This is a genomic window from Janthinobacterium sp. ROICE36 (assembly GCF_002869965.1).
Lineage (GTDB): Bacteria > Pseudomonadota > Gammaproteobacteria > Burkholderiales > Burkholderiaceae_D > Janthinobacterium.
In genome coordinates this window covers 45,341-66,273 of sequence record NZ_PEBS01000002.1, presented here as the reverse complement: position 1 = coordinate 66,273, position 20,933 = coordinate 45,341, and the positions used below count along the sequence as shown (strand labels likewise).

At 62.6% G+C, this 20,933-nt stretch carries 18 protein-coding genes and 1 tRNA gene; 11 read left to right on the top strand and 8 right to left on the bottom strand.

Translation table 11 applies throughout. The features are described 5' to 3' along the window. Positions 1-49: 49 nt before the first annotated feature. The gene (locus tag CSZ94_RS01310) at positions 50-502 is read left to right on the top strand and encodes a hypothetical protein (RefSeq protein ID WP_102119836.1); all 453 of its coding nucleotides are present in this window, start codon (positions 50-52) and stop codon (positions 500-502) included. Positions 503-527: 25 nt separating this feature from the next. Here CSZ94_RS01310 and CSZ94_RS01305 read toward each other — a convergent pair whose 3' ends face one another. Then, positions 528-2,243: a methyl-accepting chemotaxis protein gene (locus CSZ94_RS01305; RefSeq protein WP_102119835.1), complete on the bottom strand. Its 1,716-nt coding sequence runs from the start codon at positions 2,241-2,243 to the stop codon at positions 528-530. Between the two features lie 381 nt (positions 2,244-2,624). On the opposite strand from CSZ94_RS01305, the gene CSZ94_RS01300 reads away from it, so the two are divergent. The 9 genes from CSZ94_RS01300 to CSZ94_RS01260 all read left to right on the top strand — a co-directional run bounded on the left by CSZ94_RS01300 (position 2,625) and on the right by CSZ94_RS01260 (position 15,233). Continuing rightward, positions 2,625-4,775, top strand: a complete 2,151-nt coding sequence (locus CSZ94_RS01300; protein ID WP_102119834.1) for a TonB-dependent receptor — start codon at positions 2,625-2,627, stop codon at positions 4,773-4,775. A 266-nt stretch (positions 4,776-5,041) separates the two neighbouring features. Continuing rightward, a complete protein-coding gene (fdnG, locus tag CSZ94_RS01295) occupies positions 5,042-8,113 on the top strand; it encodes a formate dehydrogenase-N subunit alpha (protein WP_102119833.1) in 3,072 nt (1,023 codons plus the stop codon). Positions 8,114-8,126: 13 nt separating this feature from the next. Next, the gene (fdxH, locus tag CSZ94_RS01290) at positions 8,127-9,050 is read left to right on the top strand and encodes a formate dehydrogenase subunit beta (RefSeq protein ID WP_102119832.1); all 924 of its coding nucleotides are present in this window, start codon (positions 8,127-8,129) and stop codon (positions 9,048-9,050) included. Beyond that, positions 9,037-9,708 (top strand): formate dehydrogenase subunit gamma, encoded by a 672-nt coding sequence (locus CSZ94_RS01285; protein WP_102119831.1) that lies wholly within the window; start codon positions 9,037-9,039, stop codon positions 9,706-9,708. Before fdxH ends, CSZ94_RS01285 begins: the two co-directional genes overlap by 14 nt. Before the next feature lie 120 nt (positions 9,709-9,828). Next, positions 9,829-10,899, top strand: a complete 1,071-nt coding sequence (fdhE, locus tag CSZ94_RS01280) for a formate dehydrogenase accessory protein FdhE (protein WP_180977314.1) — start codon at positions 9,829-9,831, stop codon at positions 10,897-10,899. Continuing rightward, complete coding sequence (gene selA, locus CSZ94_RS01275) at positions 10,896-12,305, top strand: L-seryl-tRNA(Sec) selenium transferase (protein ID WP_102119829.1); 1,410 nt, start codon at positions 10,896-10,898, stop codon at positions 12,303-12,305. Before fdhE ends, selA begins: the two co-directional genes overlap by 4 nt. After that, positions 12,302-14,257 (top strand): selenocysteine-specific translation elongation factor, encoded by a 1,956-nt coding sequence (gene selB / locus CSZ94_RS01270; protein ID WP_102119828.1) that lies wholly within the window; start codon positions 12,302-12,304, stop codon positions 14,255-14,257. The genes selA and selB overlap by 4 nt, the downstream gene beginning before the upstream one ends. A 12-nt stretch (positions 14,258-14,269) precedes the next feature. Beyond that, positions 14,270-14,365, top strand: a tRNA-Sec gene (locus CSZ94_RS01265). Between the two features lie 154 nt (positions 14,366-14,519). After that, positions 14,520-15,233 carry a substrate-binding periplasmic protein gene (locus CSZ94_RS01260; RefSeq protein WP_258000714.1) on the top strand — a complete coding sequence of 238 codons (714 nt, stop codon included), beginning with the start codon at positions 14,520-14,522 and terminating at the stop codon, positions 15,231-15,233. 11 nt (positions 15,234-15,244) lie between these two features. On the opposite strand, the gene CSZ94_RS01255 is transcribed toward CSZ94_RS01260, so the two are convergent. The 7 genes from CSZ94_RS01255 to fur form a co-directional block, all read right to left on the bottom strand. Then, the gene (locus CSZ94_RS01255) at positions 15,245-15,985 is read right to left on the bottom strand and encodes a GGDEF domain-containing protein (protein WP_102119827.1); all 741 of its coding nucleotides are present in this window, start codon (positions 15,983-15,985) and stop codon (positions 15,245-15,247) included. A gap of 3 nt (positions 15,986-15,988) precedes the next feature. Then, the gene (locus CSZ94_RS01250; protein ID WP_102119826.1) at positions 15,989-16,387 is read right to left on the bottom strand and encodes a DUF1987 domain-containing protein; all 399 of its coding nucleotides are present in this window, start codon (positions 16,385-16,387) and stop codon (positions 15,989-15,991) included. A gap of 22 nt (positions 16,388-16,409) precedes the next feature. Then, entirely contained in the window at positions 16,410-16,967 is a 558-nt protein-coding gene (locus CSZ94_RS01245; RefSeq protein ID WP_102119825.1) for a SiaB family protein kinase, read from the bottom strand. Positions 16,968-17,031: 64 nt separating this feature from the next. Further along, positions 17,032-18,246, bottom strand: a complete 1,215-nt coding sequence (locus CSZ94_RS01240) for a SpoIIE family protein phosphatase (protein WP_219725955.1) — start codon at positions 18,244-18,246, stop codon at positions 17,032-17,034. Positions 18,247-18,426: 180 nt separating this feature from the next. Beyond that, on the bottom strand, positions 18,427-19,017 hold the full coding sequence (locus CSZ94_RS01235) for an NAD(P)H-dependent oxidoreductase (RefSeq protein WP_102119824.1): 591 nt from the start codon (positions 19,015-19,017) through the stop codon (positions 18,427-18,429). A gap of 59 nt (positions 19,018-19,076) precedes the next feature. Then, positions 19,077-19,442, bottom strand: a complete 366-nt coding sequence (locus tag CSZ94_RS01230; RefSeq protein WP_102119823.1) for a MerR family transcriptional regulator — start codon at positions 19,440-19,442, stop codon at positions 19,077-19,079. A 68-nt stretch (positions 19,443-19,510) separates the two neighbouring features. Continuing rightward, complete coding sequence (fur, locus tag CSZ94_RS01225) at positions 19,511-19,948, bottom strand: ferric iron uptake transcriptional regulator (RefSeq protein ID WP_102119822.1); 438 nt, start codon at positions 19,946-19,948, stop codon at positions 19,511-19,513. A gap of 362 nt (positions 19,949-20,310) precedes the next feature. Here fur and CSZ94_RS01220 point away from each other — a divergent pair, with 362 nt between their 5' ends. Next, positions 20,311-20,928, top strand: a complete 618-nt coding sequence (locus tag CSZ94_RS01220) for an OmpW/AlkL family protein (protein WP_102119821.1) — start codon at positions 20,311-20,313, stop codon at positions 20,926-20,928. Positions 20,929-20,933: the final 5 nt, after the last annotated feature.

Here is a 20,933-nt window from a genome sequence, read left to right as displayed (position 1 = left end):
CCCGCGCAATCGTGCGAGAGCGGCGGGATTTTTAGTGGATGGAGTGTTGATGCTGTCGGACGAACAAGAGCAGTTGTTGCAACAAAGCCAGGCGGGCTTCGATGCCTACTATGACGCGCTGGGCGCGGCGCTGGTGAATTTTGTCGAGCGCCTGGGCATCCAGCCGGCCCACGAAGTGTTGACGAACGCGGCCGAATACCTGCCGTACATCGATGCGGCCATGCGCACCATCGTCATCCGCGACGAGAGCTGGCAATGGGTGAAAACCATGCTCGGCTATTTTATCGGCGAATACTTCGTGCAGGGTCATGCTGGCTGCTGGTATGTGGAAACGCGGGCCGAGTCGCCACATTTCTGCCGCTATATGGTGGGCGGCTTCGAGCATGGCTTGCCGGCGGACGCCGCCATCGATCCGGAGGCGCTGGCGCTGGCATTTCTGGGGCAATCCGTGCCGCGCGAACTGGCGGCACTGATCGCCAAAGCGCAAGGCCGCGAGGCTTGATGCCGCGCAGCTTGCAGAAGCAGATTTAAAACTCTTCCCACTCGCCTTCGGCAGGGCTTGCTGCCTTGCTGCTGGCGCGCGTCACGGGCAGGCGCAGGGCAGGGGACGAGGTCTTGCGGGCTGGTGCGGCCGAAGTTGCCGGCGCGGCCGGGGCGCTACGTTGCGCCGCTTTCATGCTGAAACGGTCGGTGGCCGCCGCGTTGGCGTCCAGGCGGAAGACGCTGACCACCTGCGCCAGTTCGCTCGCCTGTTCCTGCATGGCTTCGGCCGCTGCCGAGGCTTCTTCCACCAGGGCTGCATTTTGCTGGGTTACCTGGTCCATTTCGGAAATGGCCTGGTTGACTTGCTCGATGCCCGCGCTTTGCTCTTCGCTGGCGTTGCTGATCTCGCTCATGATGGACGTGACGAAGCCTATGCTTTGCACGATTTCTTCCATCGTCTTGCCGGCCTTGTCGACCAGGTCCGTGCCCACATCGACTTTTTGCACGGAGTCGTCGATCAAGCCCTTGATTTCCTTGGCCGCCGCCGCCGAACGCTGCGCCAGGTTGCGCACTTCCGTGGCGACCACGGCAAAGCCGCGACCCTGTTCGCCGGCGCGTGCCGCTTCCACGGCCGCGTTCAGGGCCAGGATGTTGGTCTGGAAGGCGATGCCGTCGATGACAGAGATAATATCGACGATTTTCTTCGACGAGGTATTGATCTCGCCCATGGTGGCCACCACTTCGGCCACCACGGCGCCGCCGCGGCTGGCGATGCCGGCCGCGTCGCCCGCCAGTTTATTCGCCTGGCGCGCGTTGTCCGCATTCTGCTTCACGGTACTGGTCAGCTCTTCCATCGACGAAGCCGTTTCTTCCAGCGAACTGGCTTGCTGTTCCGTGCGTGACGACAGGTCCTGGTTGCCGGCGGCAATTTCCGCAGACGCCGTGGCGATGGTGTCGGTGCCGCTGCGCACCTGGCCGACGATGCCCACCAGGCTTTCGTTCATGGTTTTCAGGGCAAGCATCAGCTGGCCCGTTTCATCGCGGCCTTGCGCCGTGATGATGCTGCTCAGGTCGCCTGCTGCCACGGTTTCCGCCACTTTCACGGCGTCGCGGATGGGGCCGGTAATCGAACGCGTGATCCACCACGCAAAGCCGATGCCCATCAGCACGGCCAGCACGCCCATGGTGATGAGGAAGATGCGGGTGCTGCTGTAAGCCTCGATGATGCTGGCGCCGACGCCGTCGGCGGCCTTGATCTGCATGCCGGCAAAACGCTTCACTTCGGCCAGGTAAGCCACGGTGATCGGCGCCACTTCCTTGTCGAAGACAACTTTGGCGCCCGCCATGTCGCCGTCGGCCTTCATCTTGAAGGCGCGTGCGCGCGTCGTCACGTAGTCGGTGCGCACCTTGTGCACCACCTTGAATTGCTCGATCACGGCCGGGTTAAGCAAGGACGCGATGATGTCGTCCTGCAGCTTGCTGGAGCGGTCCGCATCGACTTTCAAGTCGTCCTCGATCTTGGCGCTCACGACAGGATCGGTGATTTCAAACGAGGCCACGCCGCGCACGCTATTGAGTTCAATGATCTTCGACCATTCGGCCACCATGCGCTGGTTCTTGATGCTGGTATTGATGAGGCGGTAAGTCAGGTCGCTGGCTGTTTGCATGCGCACGAGAGCGGTGATGGTCAAGGCGGCAAGCAACAGCAATACGACAGCAAAGCCGACGCCAAGGCGGCTGCCGATGTTCAGGTTTTTCATGTAATTCCTAACAATTTAATAGTCATGATCGCCGCCGCCAGCAGGGGCGGACAGGCGCCGCAAGGCGCAGGGGATCGGGGTCTTCGGGTGCCGCGTGCATGCATTGCGGCGCGCCGCGCAGTGCGCGGCGTTGGAGGTGAAGCAAGGGGTGTGGCGGCGTGGAGAGCCGCTGACCAGCAACCGCAAGTATAGCATTGACGCAGAGAAATAGTTTTTCAAAGCAATTTTAATTATTTTTTGATATTGGTTTCCTGTTGCATTTTTACGTCAAGTACTAGGTCAATAAGTACTATCACTTACATTCCACCTTACTTTTCGCCGCGTCGGCTGATAAAATACTAATGATAATGATTCGTATTAAAACTTCGACCAGGGAATTGTATGCAGCAACAGCGCAAGCCAGGATGTAAACCGATCACTCTCGCCGTACTGGGCGCCTTGACCTTCGGCGCCGTGCCATTGGCGGCCTGGGCGCAGGAAAGCTTGCCCGCCGTCACCGTGACGGCATCGAAGGACAAGGATGGCTATGTCGCCGCCACTTCCGCCAGCGGCACCAAGACGGAAATGGCCCTGCGCGATGTACCGCAGAGTATCAACGTGGTGCCGGCCGCCGTCATCAAGGATCAGCACGCCATGTCGATCCAGGACATCATGAAGAACATCCCCGGCGTGGGCTTGTCCACGGGCGACGGCCAGCGCGACCAGGTGTTCATCCGCGGCTTCACGGCCATCGGCGATCAATTTGTCGACGGCTTCCGCGACGACGCCCTGTATTTCCGCGACCTGTCGAACGTGGAGCGGCTGGAAGTGATCAAGGGTCCGGCCGCCGTGCTGTACGGCCGCGGTTCCTCGGGTGGCCTGGTGAACCGCATCACCAAGAAGCCGGGTGTGGATATCACGGACGTGGCCCTGAGCTTGACGAATACAAAAGGGCGCCGCGGCGAAGTCGACGTGGGCAGAGTGGGCGAGACGGTGGACTGGCGTGTCACGGGTGGGCGTGAATTGTCCGACAGCTACCGCGAGCAGCAGTTCATCAACCGCACGGCGCTGGCGCCATCGGTGGCCATCCGCCTCTCTGGCGCGACCAAGCTGCTGCTGCAGGGCGACTACCTGGAAGACCGCCGTCTGACGGACTTCGGCATCCCGTCCTACCAGGGCCGCCCTGTGGCTGTCGATGCGGGCACTTACTACGGCGCCGCCAACGCCCGCGATGCGGACTTCAGCCAGTCGCGCGTGGTCTCCACGGCCGCCACCCTGACGCACAAGTTCAGCGATAGCTTGTCACTGCGCAATGCCTTCCGCTATTACGATTACCACCTGGACCGCAACAACACGAATATTTCCGGCAACGTCAACGAAGTCAAGGGCACGATGAGCCTGGGCCACACCAAGCTGAACCGCGATGAAAGCGGCTGGTTCAACCAGACGGAACTGACGCAAAAACTGGTCACCGGCAGCCTGCGCCACGAAGTGCTGTATGGTGCCGAGTTCGGCAAGCAAAACAAGGATGCCAACAGCTGGGCTTCGACCGTGGTGGCGACGAACGTGTCGATCTTCAATCCCGTCCTGCCGCAGGTCGACCGCAGCAAGCTGGGCGCGCGCAGCGATACGTTCGGCACCTACGATACGGCCGCCGCCTACGTGCAGGATGCCATCGCTTTCAGCGACGAGTGGAAGGCGCTGGCCGGCTTGCGCTATGACCGCTACAAGCAGCAATCGCGCCTGGCCAATGCGCTTGGCGTGACGACGGCAGACCTGTCGCGCACGGATTCGGCGTTCAGCCCCCGCGCCGGCCTCGTCTGGCAACCGAGCGCCGTGCAATCGTACTACGCGTCGTGGAGCCGTTCGTTCCAGCCCAGCGGCGAGAACTTCGCCCTGGCCGCGAATAACGCCGACCTGGCGCCGGAAACCACGCGCAACACGGAAGTGGGCGCCAAGTATGATTTGTGGGGCGGCCGCGCGAATGCCACCGTGTCGCTGTTCCGCCTGGAGCGCGACAATATCAAGAGCAGCGACCCGATCACGAACCGCATCGTGCCCGTCGGCACGCAGCGCACGGACGGCCTGGAGCTGACCTTCAATGCGGACTTGCACGATGGCTGGAAAATGATGGCCGGCTATGCTTACCTGGACGCCACGATCACCGATTCCATCGCCGTCGACAAGAGCGTCAACGTACCGGGCACGACGACGGCCAGTGCCGTCGCCATCAAGGGCAAGCGCGCCACCTTGACGGCGCGCAACACGGCCAACCTGTGGCTGACGAAAGACCTGGGCCACGGCTTCACCGTGGGCGGCGGCGCAAACGCCGTCGGCAGCCGTTTCGCCAATCCGGGCAACACGGTGGTCTTGCCCGGCTACGTGACGGCCGACGCCATGGCTGCGTACCGCACGGGCCGCTATGAAGTGCAGTTGAACGTCAACAATATCGGCGACACGCGCTACATCGTCTCGGGCCACGGTTCCAGCCCGAATCTGAGCTTGCCGGGCGCGCCGCGCAACGTGGCGCTGACCTTGCGCTACAGCCTGTAATTTTCCCCACTCCCATACAACCCGCTTTCGAGCGGGTTTTTTCATGGGGACAGCTGCGCCGGGCAGGCTGGCATTGTTTGGAGGAATTGTTCGCTACCGATCAATAATGTTGACTATGTGCAATTTTCCCCGGTGTACCAAGCCTTGTCTGGGATTGAGGGGTAGAATACTTTCATACAGCACAGGCATGGTGCTTATATCTTGGTGAATGACACCATCACGACGTTGTATGACTTTTTATTTACTCACATCATAGAGGCCTGAATATGGTTCAGATGTCCAGGCGCCAGTTCCTTCGGGTAACTGGCGCGACCATTGCTGGTTCCAGCCTCGCCCTGCTCGGTTTCGCACCGGGCCAGGCGATGGCGGAAGTGCGGCAATACAAGCTGTCTCGCACGACCGAGACACGCAATACCTGTCCTTACTGTTCGGTAGGATGTGGCGTCCTGCTGTATGGACTGGGCGACGGCGCGAAAAATGCCGTCTCCAGCATCATCCACGTGGAAGGCGATGCCGATCACCCGGTGAACCGCGGCACCCTGTGCCCGAAGGGCGCCAGTCTGGTCGACTTCATCCACAGCCCGAACCGCCTGAAAGTGCCCGAATACCGCGCACCGGGCGGCACGCAATGGCAAGCAATCTCCTGGGATGTTGCGCTCGACAAGATCGCGCGCCTGATGAAGGATGACCGCGATGCCAACCTGATCGAAAAGAATGCCGACGGCAAGACCGTCAACCGCTGGCTCTCCACCGGCATGCTGGCCGCGTCCGCCGGCAGCAACGAGGTCGGTTACCTGACCCACAAGACAGTGCGCAGCATGGGGATGCTGACCTTTGATAATCAGGCGCGTGTATGACACGGACCGACGGTGGCAGGTCTTGCCCCGACGTTTGGCCGTGGCGCGATGACGAATCATTGGGTCGATATCAAGAATGCCGACGTGATCCTGGTCATGGGCGGCAATGCAGCAGAAGCACATCCTTGCGGATTCAAGTGGGTCACGGAAGCGAAGGCGCATAACAAGGCCAAGCTGATCGTTGTCGATCCGCGTTTTACCCGTACCGCATCCGTGGCAGATTACTACTGCGCCACGCGTACCGGCACGGACATCGTCTTCCTCGGCGCGATCATCAATTATCTGCTGACGAACGACAAGATCCAGCATGAGTACGTGCGCAACTACACGGACATGCCTTTCATCGTGCGCGAAGACTATGCGTTCGAGGACGGCCTGTTCTCGGGTTTCGACAAGGAAAAGAACAAGTACACCAACAAGGCCACCTGGGATTACGAGATCGGCGACGATGGTTATGCCAAGGTCGACCCGACCCTGGAGCACCCGCGCTGCGTCTACCAGATGATGAAGAAGCACTACGCACGTTACACGACCGAAATGGTCGAGCGTACGTGCGGCGTGTCGCCTGACAAATTCCACAAGGTGGCGGAAGCATTGGCTTCGACCGCCGTGCCGGGACGCGCCGGCACCATCTTGTATGCGCTGGGTTGGACGCACCACTCGACGGGCTCGCAAACCATCCGCACGGGCGCCATGGTGCAGCTGCTGCTGGGCAATATGGGCATCGCGGGCGGCGGCATGAACGCCTTGCGCGGCCACTCTAACATCCAGGGCTTGACCGATCTGGGCCTGATGTCGAACCTGTTGCCAGGTTACATGACACTGCCGAATGAAGGCGAGCAGGATTTCGATGCCTACATTGCCGCGCGCGCCACCAAGCCGTTGCGGCCGAACCAGCTCAGCTACTGGAGCAATTACCGCAAGTTCCACGTCAGCTTCATGAAGACGTGGTGGGGTGATTTCGCCACGGCCGAGAACAATTACGCGTTCGACTACCTGCCGAAACTCGACAAGCCGTATGACTTGATGCAAGCCATCGAGAACATGCACCAAGGCAAGATGGCGGGTTATATCTGTCAGGGCTTCAATGTGCTGGCCTCAGCACCAAACAAGCAGAAGGTCACGGAAGCGCTAGCCAAGCTGAAGTTCCTCGTCATCATGGACCCGCTGGCCGTGGAAACGGGCGAATTCTGGAAGCCGCACGGGCAATACCATGAAGTCGATCCCACCAAGATCATGACGGAAGTGTTCCGCTTGCCGACCAGCTGCTTCGCCGAAGAACGCGGTTCGCTGGTGAGCTCTTCGCGCGTCTTGCAATGGCACTGGCAGGCGGCCGAACCACCGGGCCAGGCGCGCAGCGACCTGGAGATCATGGCGGGCCTGTTCTTGCGCATGCGCAGCTTGTACCAGAAAGAGGGCGGCAAGTTCCCCGAGCCGATTCTCAACCTGACGTGGAATTATGCGCAGCCGCATAGTCCGCAACCGGAAGAGATCGCACGGGAATACAACGGCAAGGCACTGGCGGACTTGTACGATCCGAAAGATCCCACCAAGTTGCTGGTGAAAAAGGGTGAGCAACTGGCCTCGTTTGCGCAATTGCGCGACGATGGTACCACCACCAGCGGTTGCTGGATCTTCACCGGCAGCTGGACGCAGGCGGGCAACCAGATGGGACGGCGCGACAATAGCGATCCGACGGGCATCGGCCAGACCTTGGGCTGGGCCTGGGCATGGCCGGCCAACCGCCGCGTGCTGTACAACCGCGCTTCGTGCGACTTGAAGGGCAAGCCTTTCGATCCGACACGCAAGCTGATCGAGTGGAATGGCACGCACTGGAGCGGGGCCGACATTCCCGACTTCAAGGTTGACGAACCACCGGAAAATGGCATGGGTCCGTTCATCATGCTGGGCGAGGGCGTGGCGCGCTTCTTTGCGCGCGGCGCCATGGCCGAAGGTCCGTTCCCCGAGCATTACGAGCCGTTCGAAAATCCGCTCGGCTACAACCCCATGCATCCGAAAAACCCGCAGGCGACCAGCAATCCGGCCGCGCGCGTGTTCGCTGACGACCGGAAAATGTTCGGCACGCATGAGCAATATCCGCATGTGGCGACCAGTTATCGCCTGACCGAGCATTTCCATTACTGGACCAAGCATGCACGCCTGAATGCCATTATCCAGCCGGAGCAATTCGTCGAAATCGGCGAAGAGCTGGCCAAGAGCATCGGCGTCGTTGCCGGTGGCCGGGTGCGCGTCAGTTCCAAACGGGGGCATATCATCGCCAAGGCCGTGGTCACCAAGCGCATCAAGGCTTTGATGATCGAGGGCAAGCCGGTGCATACCGTGGGCCTGCCGCTGCACTGGGGCTTTACGGGCGTGGCCAAGCCGGGGTATCTGATTAATACCCTGACGCCAGGCGTAGGGGATGCGAATTCGCAAACGCCGGAATTCAAGTCCTTCCTCGTGAAGGTGGAAAAAGCATGATGGGAGCTCGATAATGGCACTGCAATCCTTAGATATCCGGCGCCTGTCGGCGACCACGGTGACGCCGCCGCAGGCGCGCAGCCCGGTAACGGGCACCGTGGCCAAGCTGATCGATGTGTCGAAATGCATCGGCTGCAAGGCTTGCCAGACGGCGTGCATGGAATGGAACGACTTGCGCGATGAAGTCGGCGAAAACCATGGCACCTATGACAATCCCACGGACCTGACGCCGCAATCGTGGACGGTGATGCGTTTTGCCGAACACGAAGACAATGACGGCAACCTCGAGTGGCTGATTCGCAAGGACGGCTGCATGCACTGCGAGGATCCGGGCTGTTTGAAAGCCTGTCCGGCGCCGGGCGCCATCGTGCAATACACGAACGGCATCGTCGATTTCCACCAGGAAAACTGCATCGGCTGCGGCTATTGCGTAGCCGGCTGTCCTTTCGACGTGCCCCGCATTTCGAAAAAGGACGACCGCGCCTACAAGTGCACGCTCTGCTCGGACCGCGTGGCCGTGGGCCAGGAACCGGCCTGCGTGAAAACCTGCCCGACGGGCGCCATCGTTTTCGGCACCAAGGAAGACATGAAGCTGCATGCGGAAGAGCGCATCGTCGACCTGAAATCGCGCGGTTTCGAGAACGCGGGCCTGTACGATCCGCTGGGCGTGGGCGGTACGCACGTGATGTACGTGCTGCACCATGCCGACAAGCCGAAGCTGTATTCGAACTTGCCGGAACGCCCGCGCATCAGCCCGATGGTGGGCTTCTGGAAGGGCTGGTCCAAGCCGCTGGCAGTGGCCGGCATGGCTGCCACGGCGCTGGCAGGCTTCTTCCATTACACGCGGGTCGGTCCGAACGAAGTGAGCAAGGACGAAGAGCGCGAAGCGCTGGAAGAGGCCGGGCGCCTCCGGGAGGAACATCATGAGCCACAATGACCTGCATGATGGAAAACGGTACGACAAGGATGGCAACCCGCTGATCCAGCGCTACGACCCGAACGAGCGCACGAATCACTGGATCACGGCCATCACTTTCGTCATGCTGGCCCTGTCCGGCCTGGCCATGTTCCATCCCTCGATGGCCTGGCTGGCGAACCTGTTCGGCGGCGGGCAATGGACGCGCATTTTGCATCCGTTTGCCGGCCTGGTGATGTTTGTCTCGTTCGCGATCCTGGTGCTGCGCTTCTGGCGCCACAACCAGTTCGAGGACGGCGACAAGCAGTGGCTGAAACAGATGGACGACGTGCTCAACAACCGCGAAGACAAGCTGCCCAAGATCGGTAAATACAATGCCGGCCAGAAGATCCTGTTTTTTGTCCTGCTCGCTTGCATGCTGGGATTGTTGTTGTCGGGCATCGTGATCTGGCGCGCGTATTTCGCGTTCTACTTCCCGATCGACGTGGTGCGTTTTGCCGCCTTGTTGCACGCCGGTTGTGCTTTTGCCATCATCTGCGCCATCATCGTGCACATCTACGCGGCGATCTGGGTCAAGGGCTCGATCGGTGCCATGGTGCGCGGCACCGTCACCTATGGATGGGCGCGCAAGCACCATGCGAAGTGGTTTGAGGCGGTCATTCGCAATACGAAGAGGTAATTTATTTTCGATTTACCTGTGCACTAAATGCCGGGGTCAGACCCGAAGGGACTGACCCCGGTTTTCCTTTTCGGCTTGCAATGACTGTATCGATTAAAATACTTTTACATCCCCTTTTTGATGGGAACTCCATTGGTACAACGCATTCTTCAGCCAGGCGAAATCGAAGGCCTGGACCACAACGCGATTCCGCGCCTGCTGCTGGCGCAGCCTGACAGCCTGTTCAAGGCGCGCGCCTTGCGCTTGCGCGAATTGGCGCAAGGCAAGATCAAGGGCATCCCCGTCGATGCGGGCATGCAGGGCTACCTGGTGCTGATGGCCGCGCTGGCCGATGCGCAGGCCGCCGTGGTGGGGAAACTGGCACCCGGCGCCGTGCCTGCCGCCGACCCCGACGCGCTGCGCCGCGCCATCCAGCACCGCATGCCCGTGCTGCCCGTCAGCGGCGCCCGTCCGCCCGTCTGGCGCGACATCTTTGCCAGCCTGCTCGATGAACTGGCGGCCACGGCGGCCAGTCAGCCGGCATTATCGGGCGGCCTGACGCAGGTGCTGGCCCAGTTGCGCGCGCTCGACGCGCCAGCGCTCGATGCCTGCGCCGATGCCGTGCTCGATGAAAACGGCGACAACCTCAATCCCATGCATGCGCCGTTTGTCGCGGCCGCGCTGCAAATCCTGTGGTCGGTGTCGGCTAGCGCACTGCGCGCCGCGCGCGTGCCGGACCTGGAAACGGGCACTCTGTGCCCCGTCTGCGGTTCGCACCCTGTCGCCAGCGTGATCCGTATCGGCGGCCAGTCGCAGGGCTATCGCTACCTGCACTGCGGCATCTGCGAAAGCGAATGGCATATGGTGCGCGTGAAGTGCTCGACCTGCGAACAGAATGGCAAGATCGCCTACCAGGGCCTGGATGCGGCCGAGGCTGCGCCGTTCGACCCCGTGACGGCGAAGGACGACATATTGCCCAACAAGGCGAATGATCCTAAAAAAGTGGCGCGCGCGGAAACCTGCGACGACTGCCATACCTACCGCAAGGTCTTCAACCAGGAACACGATTACAACGTCGAACCGCTGGCCGACGACCTGGCCAGCCTGATGCTCGACCTGCTGGTGGGCGAAGCGGGCTACCAGCGCGCCAGCGGCAATCCGCTGCTGTGGCTCGGAAAAAGCGACGGCGCAGCGGAAGAACAGCCAGCATGACGACCGGGCAAACCGTGCGCCTGCCATCGGTAGATCGCATACTGGGCGACGCGGTTTGCCTGGACCTGATTGCGCAATACGGCCGCGTGCAGACGCTGGCCTGTGCGCGCACGCTGCTGGCCGAACTGCGCGCGGCCTTGCTGGCCGAAGCCGTGTGCGAAGAGGGGGCCTCGATTGCCGCCATCGTCGCGCACATGGCCGAACGCCTGCAGGCGCAAGCGCGCCCGCAGCTGCGCGCCGTGTTCAACCTGACGGGCACCGTGTTGCATACGAATTTGGGCCGCGCACTGCTGCCCGACGCCGCCGTGCAAGCCGTGGTGGAAGCGCTGCAGTGGCCGATGAACCTGGAATTCGACCTGGAAACGGGCAAGCGGGGCGACCGCGACGACCTGGTCGAGGAATTGCTGCGCGAATTGACGGGAGCCGAAGCGGCCACCATCGTCAACAACAATGCGGCCGCCGTGCTGCTGATGCTCAATACCCTGGCGCAGAATAAAGAGGTGATCGTCTCGCGCGGGGAACTGGTGGAAATCGGCGGCGCCTTTCGCATCCCCGACGTGATGACGCGCGCGGGCGCCGTGCTGCGCGAAGTGGGCAGCACCAACCGCACGCACCTGGCCGATTACGCCAATGGCATCAATGAGCACACCAGTCTGTTGATGAAGGTGCATTGCAGCAATTACGCGATCACGGGCTTCACGAAAAGCGTGGAACTCGACGAACTGGTGCCGCTGGCGGCAAAACACGGCGTGCCGACGGCGGTGGACCTGGGCAGCGGTACATTGCTTGATCTGGCGCAATACGGGCTGCCGCACGAAACGACGGTGCGCGAAACCATAGCAGCGGGCGCCGACCTGGTGACCTTCAGCGGCGATAAATTGCTGGGCGGGCCGCAATGCGGCGTCATCGTCGGGCGCGCCGACCTGATCGCGAAGATCAAGCGCAACCCATTGAAACGCGCGCTGCGCGTGGGTAAACTGACCTTGGCTGCTTTGGCCCCGGTGCTGCAGCTGTACCGCGCGCCGGAATTGCTGGCCGAGCGCCTGACCACCTTGCGTTTGCTGACGCGCCCCGCTTGCGCCATGCGCGCGCAGGCGCAAACCCTGCTGCCGCAGCTGCAGGGCGTGCTCGGTGCCGCTTATGTGGTCACGGCCGAAGCGATGCAAAGTCAGATCGGCAGCGGCGCCTTGCCCGTCGACGAGTTGCCCAGCTTTGGCCTGGCCATCTGCAGCGCCCCCGGCTCGCGCCTGAGCAATCCATTGGGCGCCCTGGAGCAGCGCCTGCGCGCCTTGTCGTGTCCCGTGATCGGGCGCATCGGGCAAGATGCCTTGTGGCTGGACTTGCGCTGCCTGGAAGCGGCGCACGAAACAGCCTTCATCGCACAGCTCGACGAGTTGAGCGCATGATCGTCGGCACGGCAGGCCATATCGACCATGGCAAGACGACGCTCACGCGCGCGCTGACGGGCGTGCACACCGACCGCCTGAAGGAAGAGCAGGCGCGCGGCATTTCGATTGAACTCGGTTACGCCTATCTGCCGCTGGCAGACGGCACGGTGCTGGGCGTAATCGACGTGCCGGGCCACGAAAAATTCATCCGCACCATGGCGTCCGGCGTGACGGGCATCGACTTTGCCCTGCTGGTGGTGGCGGCCGACGATGGCATCATGCCGCAGACGCGCGAACACCTGGCCATTTTGCAGCTGCTGGGCGTGGCGCGGGGCGCCGTGGCGCTGACCAAGATCGACCGCGCCGACGGCGCCCGCGTGGCGCAGGTGGAGCTTGAGATCGAGGCGCTGCTGGCCGCCACGCCGCTGGCGGGCAGTCCCATCTTCCTCACGGCCGCCAGCCGCGACAACGATGCCGGCGTGGCAGCCTTGCTGGCGCACCTGACGCAGGTGTCGCGCAGCCTGCCGCAGCGCGATGAACGGCGCTTGTTTCGCCTGGGCGTGGACCGCGTGTTCACCTTGTCGGGGCAGGGCACCATCGTCACCGGTACGGCGCTGGCGGGCCGCGCGCAGGTGGGTGACATGCTGCAGCTGGCGCCCGGCGGCGCGCCGGCGCGCGTGCGCAGCATCCATGCGCAGAACCGCGCGGCCGAGACGGGCATGGCGGGCCAGCGCCTGGCGCTGAACCTGGCCGGCATCGACCGCGAACGCATCGAGCGGGGCAACTGGATCGTCGCGCCGACACTGGCGCAATGCTCGGAGCGCCTCGATGTGGAACTGACCCTGCTGCCCGACGCCGGCGTGCAACTGAAAGCCTGGTCGCCGCTGCACGTGCATTTGGGCGCGGCGCACCAGCTGGCGCGCGCCGTCATGGTCGATGGCGAGACTTTGTCGCCGGGGCAGACGGGCAGGGTGCAACTGGTGTTCGAGACGCCCATGCACGCCGTGCCCGGCGACCGCTTCGTCGTGCGCAATGCGCAGGCGACGCAAACGGTGGGCGGCGGCATGGTGCTCGACCCGTTCGGCCCCGCGCGCAAGCGCCGCAGCCCGGCCAGGCTTGCCTGGCTGGACGCCCTGGCGGCCTTTGTCGCGCAGGGCGACTATGCGGCCCTGCTGGCGCAAAGCCCGCTGGGTTTGCGCGAGTCGCTGCTGGTGCGTCTGTCGCTGTTGCCGGCAGACGCCCTGGCGTTGCCGCCCGACACGCGGCGCATCGCCCTGCGCGGTGGCGATGCCCTGTTGCTGGCGCCAGCGGCCCAGGCGGCACTGGTACAGTGTGTGTTGGCCGCCCTGGCTGTCTTCCACGCGCGCGCGCCCGATGAAGCGGGGCCGGAACTGTGGCGCCTGAAGCGCATCGTCGACGCCGAGATGGAAGACGCCTTGTGGAGCCACCTGGTCGAAGGCTTGCTGGCGCAGGGCAGGGTGCTGGCGCGCGGCGCCAGTCTGCATCTGCCGACGCACAGCGTGGAACTGACGCCGCAGGAGCATGCGCTGGCCGAGCCCTTGCTGGCAGCCTTGCTGCAGGGGCGCTTCGATCCGCCGTGGACGCGCGACCTGGCGCGCGACTCCGGCCTGGCCGAGGACGAAACGCGCCGGCTGTTGCGCAAACTTGCCAAGGCAGGGCAGATCAGCCAGGTCGTGCACGACCTGTTTTATCACCAGGCGGCGCTGGCCGAGCTGGCGCAACTGGTGCGCAGTCTGGCCGAAAAAGCCGGACAGGATGAAGGTCTACCGCCCGGTAATGGCGCCGTGGGTGCCGCCACCTTCCGCGACGCCAGCGGTCTGGGCCGCAAGCGGGCGATCCAGGTCTTGGAATTCTTTGACCGCGTCGGTTATACTCGCCGTGTTGGCAATGGGCATCTATTGCGCCCGCAAGCGCTGTGGTCCTATAGTGCAGCTTTGCCCAACAGCTAGCTCAGGCACCGCGGAAAGCACACGCATCCGGTGATGTGGCCGGGCTTCAAACCCGGTGGAGGGCGTCAGACGTTCTCCCGTAGGTTCGACTCCTACTGTTTTCCGCCAGTTATTCTTCCCTTCTCCCTGCATGGTGATCGTCCCGGCGTTGGCCTGTTGCCACGTTGCGGAAAATAAATGTTGTAATTGATAATATGCAGCGATGCTGGCGCGGGCCGATGGTAACATCGGCTTGACTCCCCTGTAGCAGATGAAAGCAAGCATGAAACAAGCAAGCATGGCATGGCTGCTGGCAGTGGCGCTGCTGATGCCGGCGCTGGCCGCAGCGGCAGGCCTGCGCATCGTTGGCGAGCACTTGCCGCCATCGAGCATGATGGAAGGCAATGTCGTCATCGGGCGCGAAACGACGAAGGTGCGCGACATCATGGGGCGCGCCGGTATTGCCTACAGTATCGAATTACTGCCGTGGAAGCGCGCGTATGCGCAGGCGCTGCGCGAGGCTGACACCTGCATCTTTTCCACCAGCCGCACGCAAGAGCGCGAAGCGCAATTTCGCTGGATCGGCCCCCTCAACGAAGCGGAGTGGATACTGTATGGCCTGGCCGAACGCCATCTGACGCTGCGCACGCTAGCCGATGCGCGCGGCCTGGTGATCGGCACGGTGCTGGGCGACGCGCGCGACGACTACCTGCGCCAGCATGGCCTGAGCGTGGCGCCCGTGACGCAGGAGTGGCTCAATCCGCAAAAACTGTTGCTCGGGCGCATCGATCTGTGGGCCGTGGGCATGGCGGTGGGCAGCAAGCCGTTTGCCGGCAAGGAGTGGGAGGGCAAAGTGGAGCCGCTGCTGACCTTTAATCGCGTGCAGACTTACCTGGCCTGTAACCTCAAGGTACCCGAGGCGCAGGTGGCGGCCATGCAACGCGCCGCAGCCGCCATGCGTCGCGACGGCAGCATGGCGCGCGAGCGTAGCCGCTAGCTCCCCCCGCTTCAGCTTTCCAGCCACTGGCGCACGCAGTTGCGTCCATCGCGTTTGGCCTGGTACAGGGCCTGGTCGGCATGGCTGTAGGCCGTCTCGAAGGCCGTGCCGGCGCGGTTCCAGCTCAGGCCCACGCTGACGGTGATGGGACGCGTGATGGGTGCCGAATGGCGCTGGCGGCCGACGCTCTCGCAGATGCGCTGCGCCACTGTTGCCGCGTCGTCGCGCGAAGAGGTGGGCCAGACCACGGAAAACTCTTCGCCGCCGACCCGGCCGATGGCCGTTTCCTGTCCTAATAAGCCCTTCAGGCAGTCGACCACGGCCTGGATCACGCCGTCGCCGGCGGGGTGGCCGAAATCGTCGTTGACCTGCTTGAACAGGTCGATGTCGAGCACGATCAGGGCCATGTCGCCCTGCGCCAGGCAGCGCGAGGCATGCTCGATCACGGCGCCGCGATTCAGGGCACCCGTCAGCGGATCGTGCGTGGCGCGGTATTCGAGCTGGCCGGCCAGGGCTTGTAGTTGGCGGTTCAGCAAATGCATGTCGCGCTCGGCGCGGTCGCTGCGGCCGATCAGGCGCCGCGTCTCGCGCATCAGCCGTTCGTAGTGATTGATCAGTTCACCGAGCACGCGGCGCTGCGCTTCGCCGCTGGCATGGACGTCGGCGTGCATGCGCCGCGCGGCGGCTAGCGCCGCCGCTTCCACGGTGAACAGGTCGGCTTCCAGTCCTGCCTCGGAGATGGCTGCGCGCATGGCCTAGTTGCCCTGCACGGGATGGTCGCAGAAATCCAATGCGGTGAAATCCTGTTGCAGCTCCTGGCCGAATTCCAGGATGGTGTCGTCATCCTCGTCGTGATACCAGTTCAGGCGTACCTGGTTACCCTCCACGGCCGCCTGGTTCAGGGTGTCGAACAGGGTAAACAGCATCTTCGTGCTGGAGCTGTTGAAGTAGGCCAGCGAGACGTTGACGGTGATGGCGCTCTCGCGGCAGGCGTCCAGGTAGGCACGCACGGCGGCGATCAGCGGGCCATAGAAGGCGGCCGCGTTTTCCGGATACGACTCGCCCTTGATCGACAGGGTGTGCTGCGCGAAACGGAAGTCGATTTCGGGCGAACTCGGGGTCGCGGCGATGAACAGTGGTGACGGTAATTGCATATGCTTTCCTGAGTCGGCTCTTTCAAATGATGGCTTTGATGCAGAAGATCGTGTGGCCCGGCTCCTGGGGATCCTGGACGAATTCGAATTCGAGCGGCTCGCTGGCGTCGCGCGCCATGGTGAGAAAACCCAGGCCCGCCCCCTTGCTGTCGGCCGGCGCTTCCTCGCGCAGGGCCTTCTTGTAGGCGAGGCGGATTTCTTCCATCGTCATGCTGTGCAGCGGCTCCAGGCGGGCGCGGATCTGCGCCACGTTGTCGGTCGAGACGGGGTTGGCGCACAGCAGAAAAAAGCTGTCGCCGCGCGTGCCGATGCAAAACGAGCCGCGCCGCATCTGCTGGTCAAGCTGCGCATCGGTCGTCAGGCTGTCGGCGGAATAATGCATGATGTTTTGCGACATCTCGATGAACGAGGAAAAGATGCGCCGCCGCGTGGGCCCGGCTGCGCCGGCCGTATCGAGGCGCGCCTTGACGGTTTCGGAAATGGCGCTGACCACGTGCTGCGAGAAATAGCCCACGTAAAAAAAGATGATGTTGCGCTTGCGCGCCACATTCCAAAACTCGTTGAATTCTTCGTACAGCACGTTCGTGCTCCTGGCTAGCCGGTGACCCGGTTTCTTGTTGATAAGGTGGCTCGATGGCGCCCAACTACAGGCGGAAACAGAAAAAGGTCAGGTCGTCGCGGCGCGGCTGCGCTCCCTGCCAGGCGGCGCTATCCTGCAGCAGCGCTGCCGCCACGTCACCGGCGGGCGCGCCGCGCTGCGCCAGCAGCTGCTCGCGCATGCGCCGCTTGCCATAGGCGATGTCGCGCGCGCCGCCGATCTGGTCGAGCAAGCCGTCGGTGGTGATGAACAGCAGGCTGCCGGCGGGTGTGGCCAGCGTTTCGTTGTGCCAGCAGTAGTTGGCCGGCGTGTCGACATAGCCCACGCCCATGCGCGCGCCATCGATGGCGCGCACGGCCTCTTCGCCTGGTGCCACCACGTGCAGAGCCAGTTTCGCCCCCGCGAAACGCAGGCTGGCGCTGGCCTCGTCGTAGCACAGAAAGGCGCAATCCATGCCGTCGTTCGAGCCGGCATGGCCGGTGGCCTCGCCGCTGCCGGCATCCTGGCCCAGCAAGTTCTTGATGGCGCGGCTGACGGCGCCGATCAGGGCGGCCGGGTCGCGCGGCCCCAGTTCGCGCAAGGCCTGGCTCAGGGCCGACGAGGCGATCAGGGTCATGAAGGCACCCGGCACGCCGTGGCCGGTGCAATCGGCGATGGCGGCAAACCAGCCGCCTGCGTGGCGCTCGAAGAAGTAAAAATCGCCGCCGACCACGTCGCGCGGTTGCCATTCCAGGTGGGCGTCGGGCAGGGTGGCGCGCAATTCCGCATCCGAGGTGCGCAGCAGGGCGCGCTGGATCACGCTGGCGTAATCGATGCTGTGCATGATTTGCCGGTTCTTTTCCGCCTGCATGGTGGCCACCACGTTCATCAGCTGCAAGCCGAAGCCCACGCCGGCCAGCGCGCCATCCTCGGTGATGATGAAGCCGTCGGCCAGCGCCTTTTCGCCCGCGTCCACGGCGCGGAAGGTGAGGTCTTCGATGCTCATGGCGCCGTCGACGATCAGCGGTTCCTTGTCCATGAAGGCGATGCAACTCTTCTTGCCGTACACCTCGTGGTAGAAGGGCTTGGACATCTGCGACATGAAGATGTTGCGGCTGATCAAGCCGATGGGCTTTTGCTGTTCCGTGACGGGCAGGCTCATCATGTCGCGCCGTTCCGTGAACAGTTCCAGCACGGCGAAATTGCTGGCGTCGGCCTGCACCGATTCCGTGGGTATGCACAGATCAAGCGCCACGGACGTGCGATAACGGGGAAGATGCAATCGAGAAGCGTTGAACTCCACAGCGGCTACCTTTACATGGAGGTCGGACCTTTGTTGTCGCGACGGCAAGGCGACTGACAAACAGGCAATATCATCATGGTAGCCCTGGAATATGACGGCTTGATTACCAGCTTGTCAAAACCGTATGCAAGATGGCTGCATGGCAAGCCGTTGCCGGACTTACAGGCGCCGGGCCAGCGCCTGCGCCTGTGCCAGCCAGCGCGCGCGCTGCGGCTCGGTGGAATTCAAGATGGGGCCGAAACTGGCCACCTTGACGGGCTTGATACCGCAAAATTCCAGCGTCGTCTTGCGCAGCTGGTGGATGCCGGGCATGCGGTAGACCCAGCGGAAATACCACGGCGGCGTATCCATCGTCACCAGCAGCTGCGCCGTGCGGCCCTTCAGCAGCTGCGCGGGGAAAGCCTTGCCCGGACGGTACTTGAAGGCGTAGCCAGGCAGGAAGACGCGGTCGACAAAGCCCTTCAGCAGGGCTGGCGCGCCGCCCCACCAGATGGGGTAGGCGAACACCAGGTGTTCGGCCCAGCTGATGGCTTCCTGCGCCGCCAGCAAGTCCGCTTCCAGCGGCTGCACCTGGCGGTAGCCTTCGTGCAGGATGGGGTCGAAGTCCAGCTGGCCCAGGCGCAGTTCGCGCACGCTGTGGCCTGCGCTGCGGGCCGTGGCGGCGTAGCCCTCGGCCAGGGCGGCGCAAAAGCTGTCGCTGGACGGGTGGCCCAGGAGGATTAAAATGCGCTTGGTTGTCGTCTTGCTCATGATGCAGGCTTTCTATTAAAGAACAGCTTGCATGCTAAAGCCTGCCCCTAGTGGCAGAGTCAAGCGGCCGCTGGAAGGTGCTGGCGCGCCAGGCAGTCACCGATTTCCGTGTCGATAGCGGCCAGCTGCGCGTCGAGCTGGCGCAGGCGGGCGATATCTTGCTGCACTTGCGCGCGCTTGGCGGCGATGTGCCGGGACAAGGAGGCCCAGTCCGTATCGTCGCCGGCCAGGATGGGCAGTAGTTCTGCCAGGCGGAAGCCCAGGGCCTGCGCCTGGCGTATCAGTCTGACTTGCGCCAGGTCTTGCTGTGTGTAGACGCGATAGGCGCCGGAACGGCGCACGTCGCCCAGCAAGCCCAGCGTTTCATAGTGGCGCAAGGCCTTGGGCGAGGTGCCCGCCAGGCGGGCGATTTCTCCGATGTACATGGTGATCCTTTCTCAAGCTTGAGCGAATCTTACCCCAAGGCACTGGCGCCCAGGCGGCCCAGGCGCCTTCAGGCCCGGCGCGGCGGAATTTTCTTCGCCGTGCACTCGGCGCAGGTGCCGTATAGCGACAGCGCGTGCTCGTGCAGCACGAAGCCCCGCTCGGTGGCGATTTCATTCTGGCGCAGTTCGATACCTTCATCGACGAATTCATCGACCTTGCCGCAACCCGTGCACACCAGGTGGTCGTGGTGCTGGCCTTCATTCAGTTCGAAGACGGCATGGCCCGATTCGAAATGCCGACGAAACAGGATGCCCGCTTCGGCAAACTGCATCAGCACGCGATAGATGGTGGCCAGACCCACGTCGATTTTTTCAGTCAGCAAGAGTTTGTAGACATCGTCCGCACTCAGGTGCTTGATCGTGCCTTCTTGAAACAGCTGCAGAATCCGCAAGCGGGGGATGGTCACTTTCAAGCCCGATTCACGCAGTTCCCTCAATATATCCATGTCTCCCATTCCTTTTTGTAGTCGCTGAGCGAGGTACGCCATTATATCGCAAATGATAATCATTACTATTCTCATGTGCGAACCGGACATAGTATGCTGTGCGGGCAGGAGGCAATCCAGTGACGTTGGCGCAAGTGGCGATTGCGTGGCGGGCAACTGGGGTCCGCATGGCGCGGCGGGCTGGCCGCCGGAGAAACCGGGGCAATGCGAGTGGTCACGCTGCAATGCCGCATTTTCTTGACCTGGATAAAGAAAAAAATCCCTCTAATGATGCCATCTAGCACTATTTGATGTGGATCAAAGTTTTTGTTGCACTGCACTCATAGACTTCGCAGCGTTACTTAACGACAGAGGAAAACATAATGAAAACGTCCGCAACTGCAGCAGCAATCGTCCTGGCCGCCATCGGCGCATTCGCCGGCAATGCCATGGCACAGGAAAGCCCATGGCTGGTCCGTGCGCGCGCCGTGCATATCGATCCGGCCAATAAATCTGCTCCTGTGGGTGGCGTCGGCGCATCCGACTTGATTCACGTCAGCAGCAAGACGATTCCTGAAATCGATATTTCGTACTTCTTCACCCCGAATATCGCTGCCGAGCTGATCCTGACCTACCCGCAAAAGCATGACGTCACCTTGTCCGGTACGAAGATCGGCACGTTCAAGCATTTGCCACCGACCCTGTCGCTGCAATACCACTTCATGCCTGAAAAACAGTTCAGCCCTTACGTGGGTGCAGGCATCAACTACACGAATATCTCCGACGTGAAATTGCTGAACGGCGCCGGCCGCCTCGAGCATGATAGCTGGGGTTACTCGCTGCAAGCCGGTGTCGATTACAAGCTGGATAAAAACTGGTCCTTGAACTTCGACATCAAGAAAGTACAGATCCGCAGCGACGTACTGGCCGCTGGCGCCAAGATCAGCGAAGTCAAGATCGATCCTGTCTTGATCGGCGTCGGTGTCGGTTACCGCTTCTAAGCAGT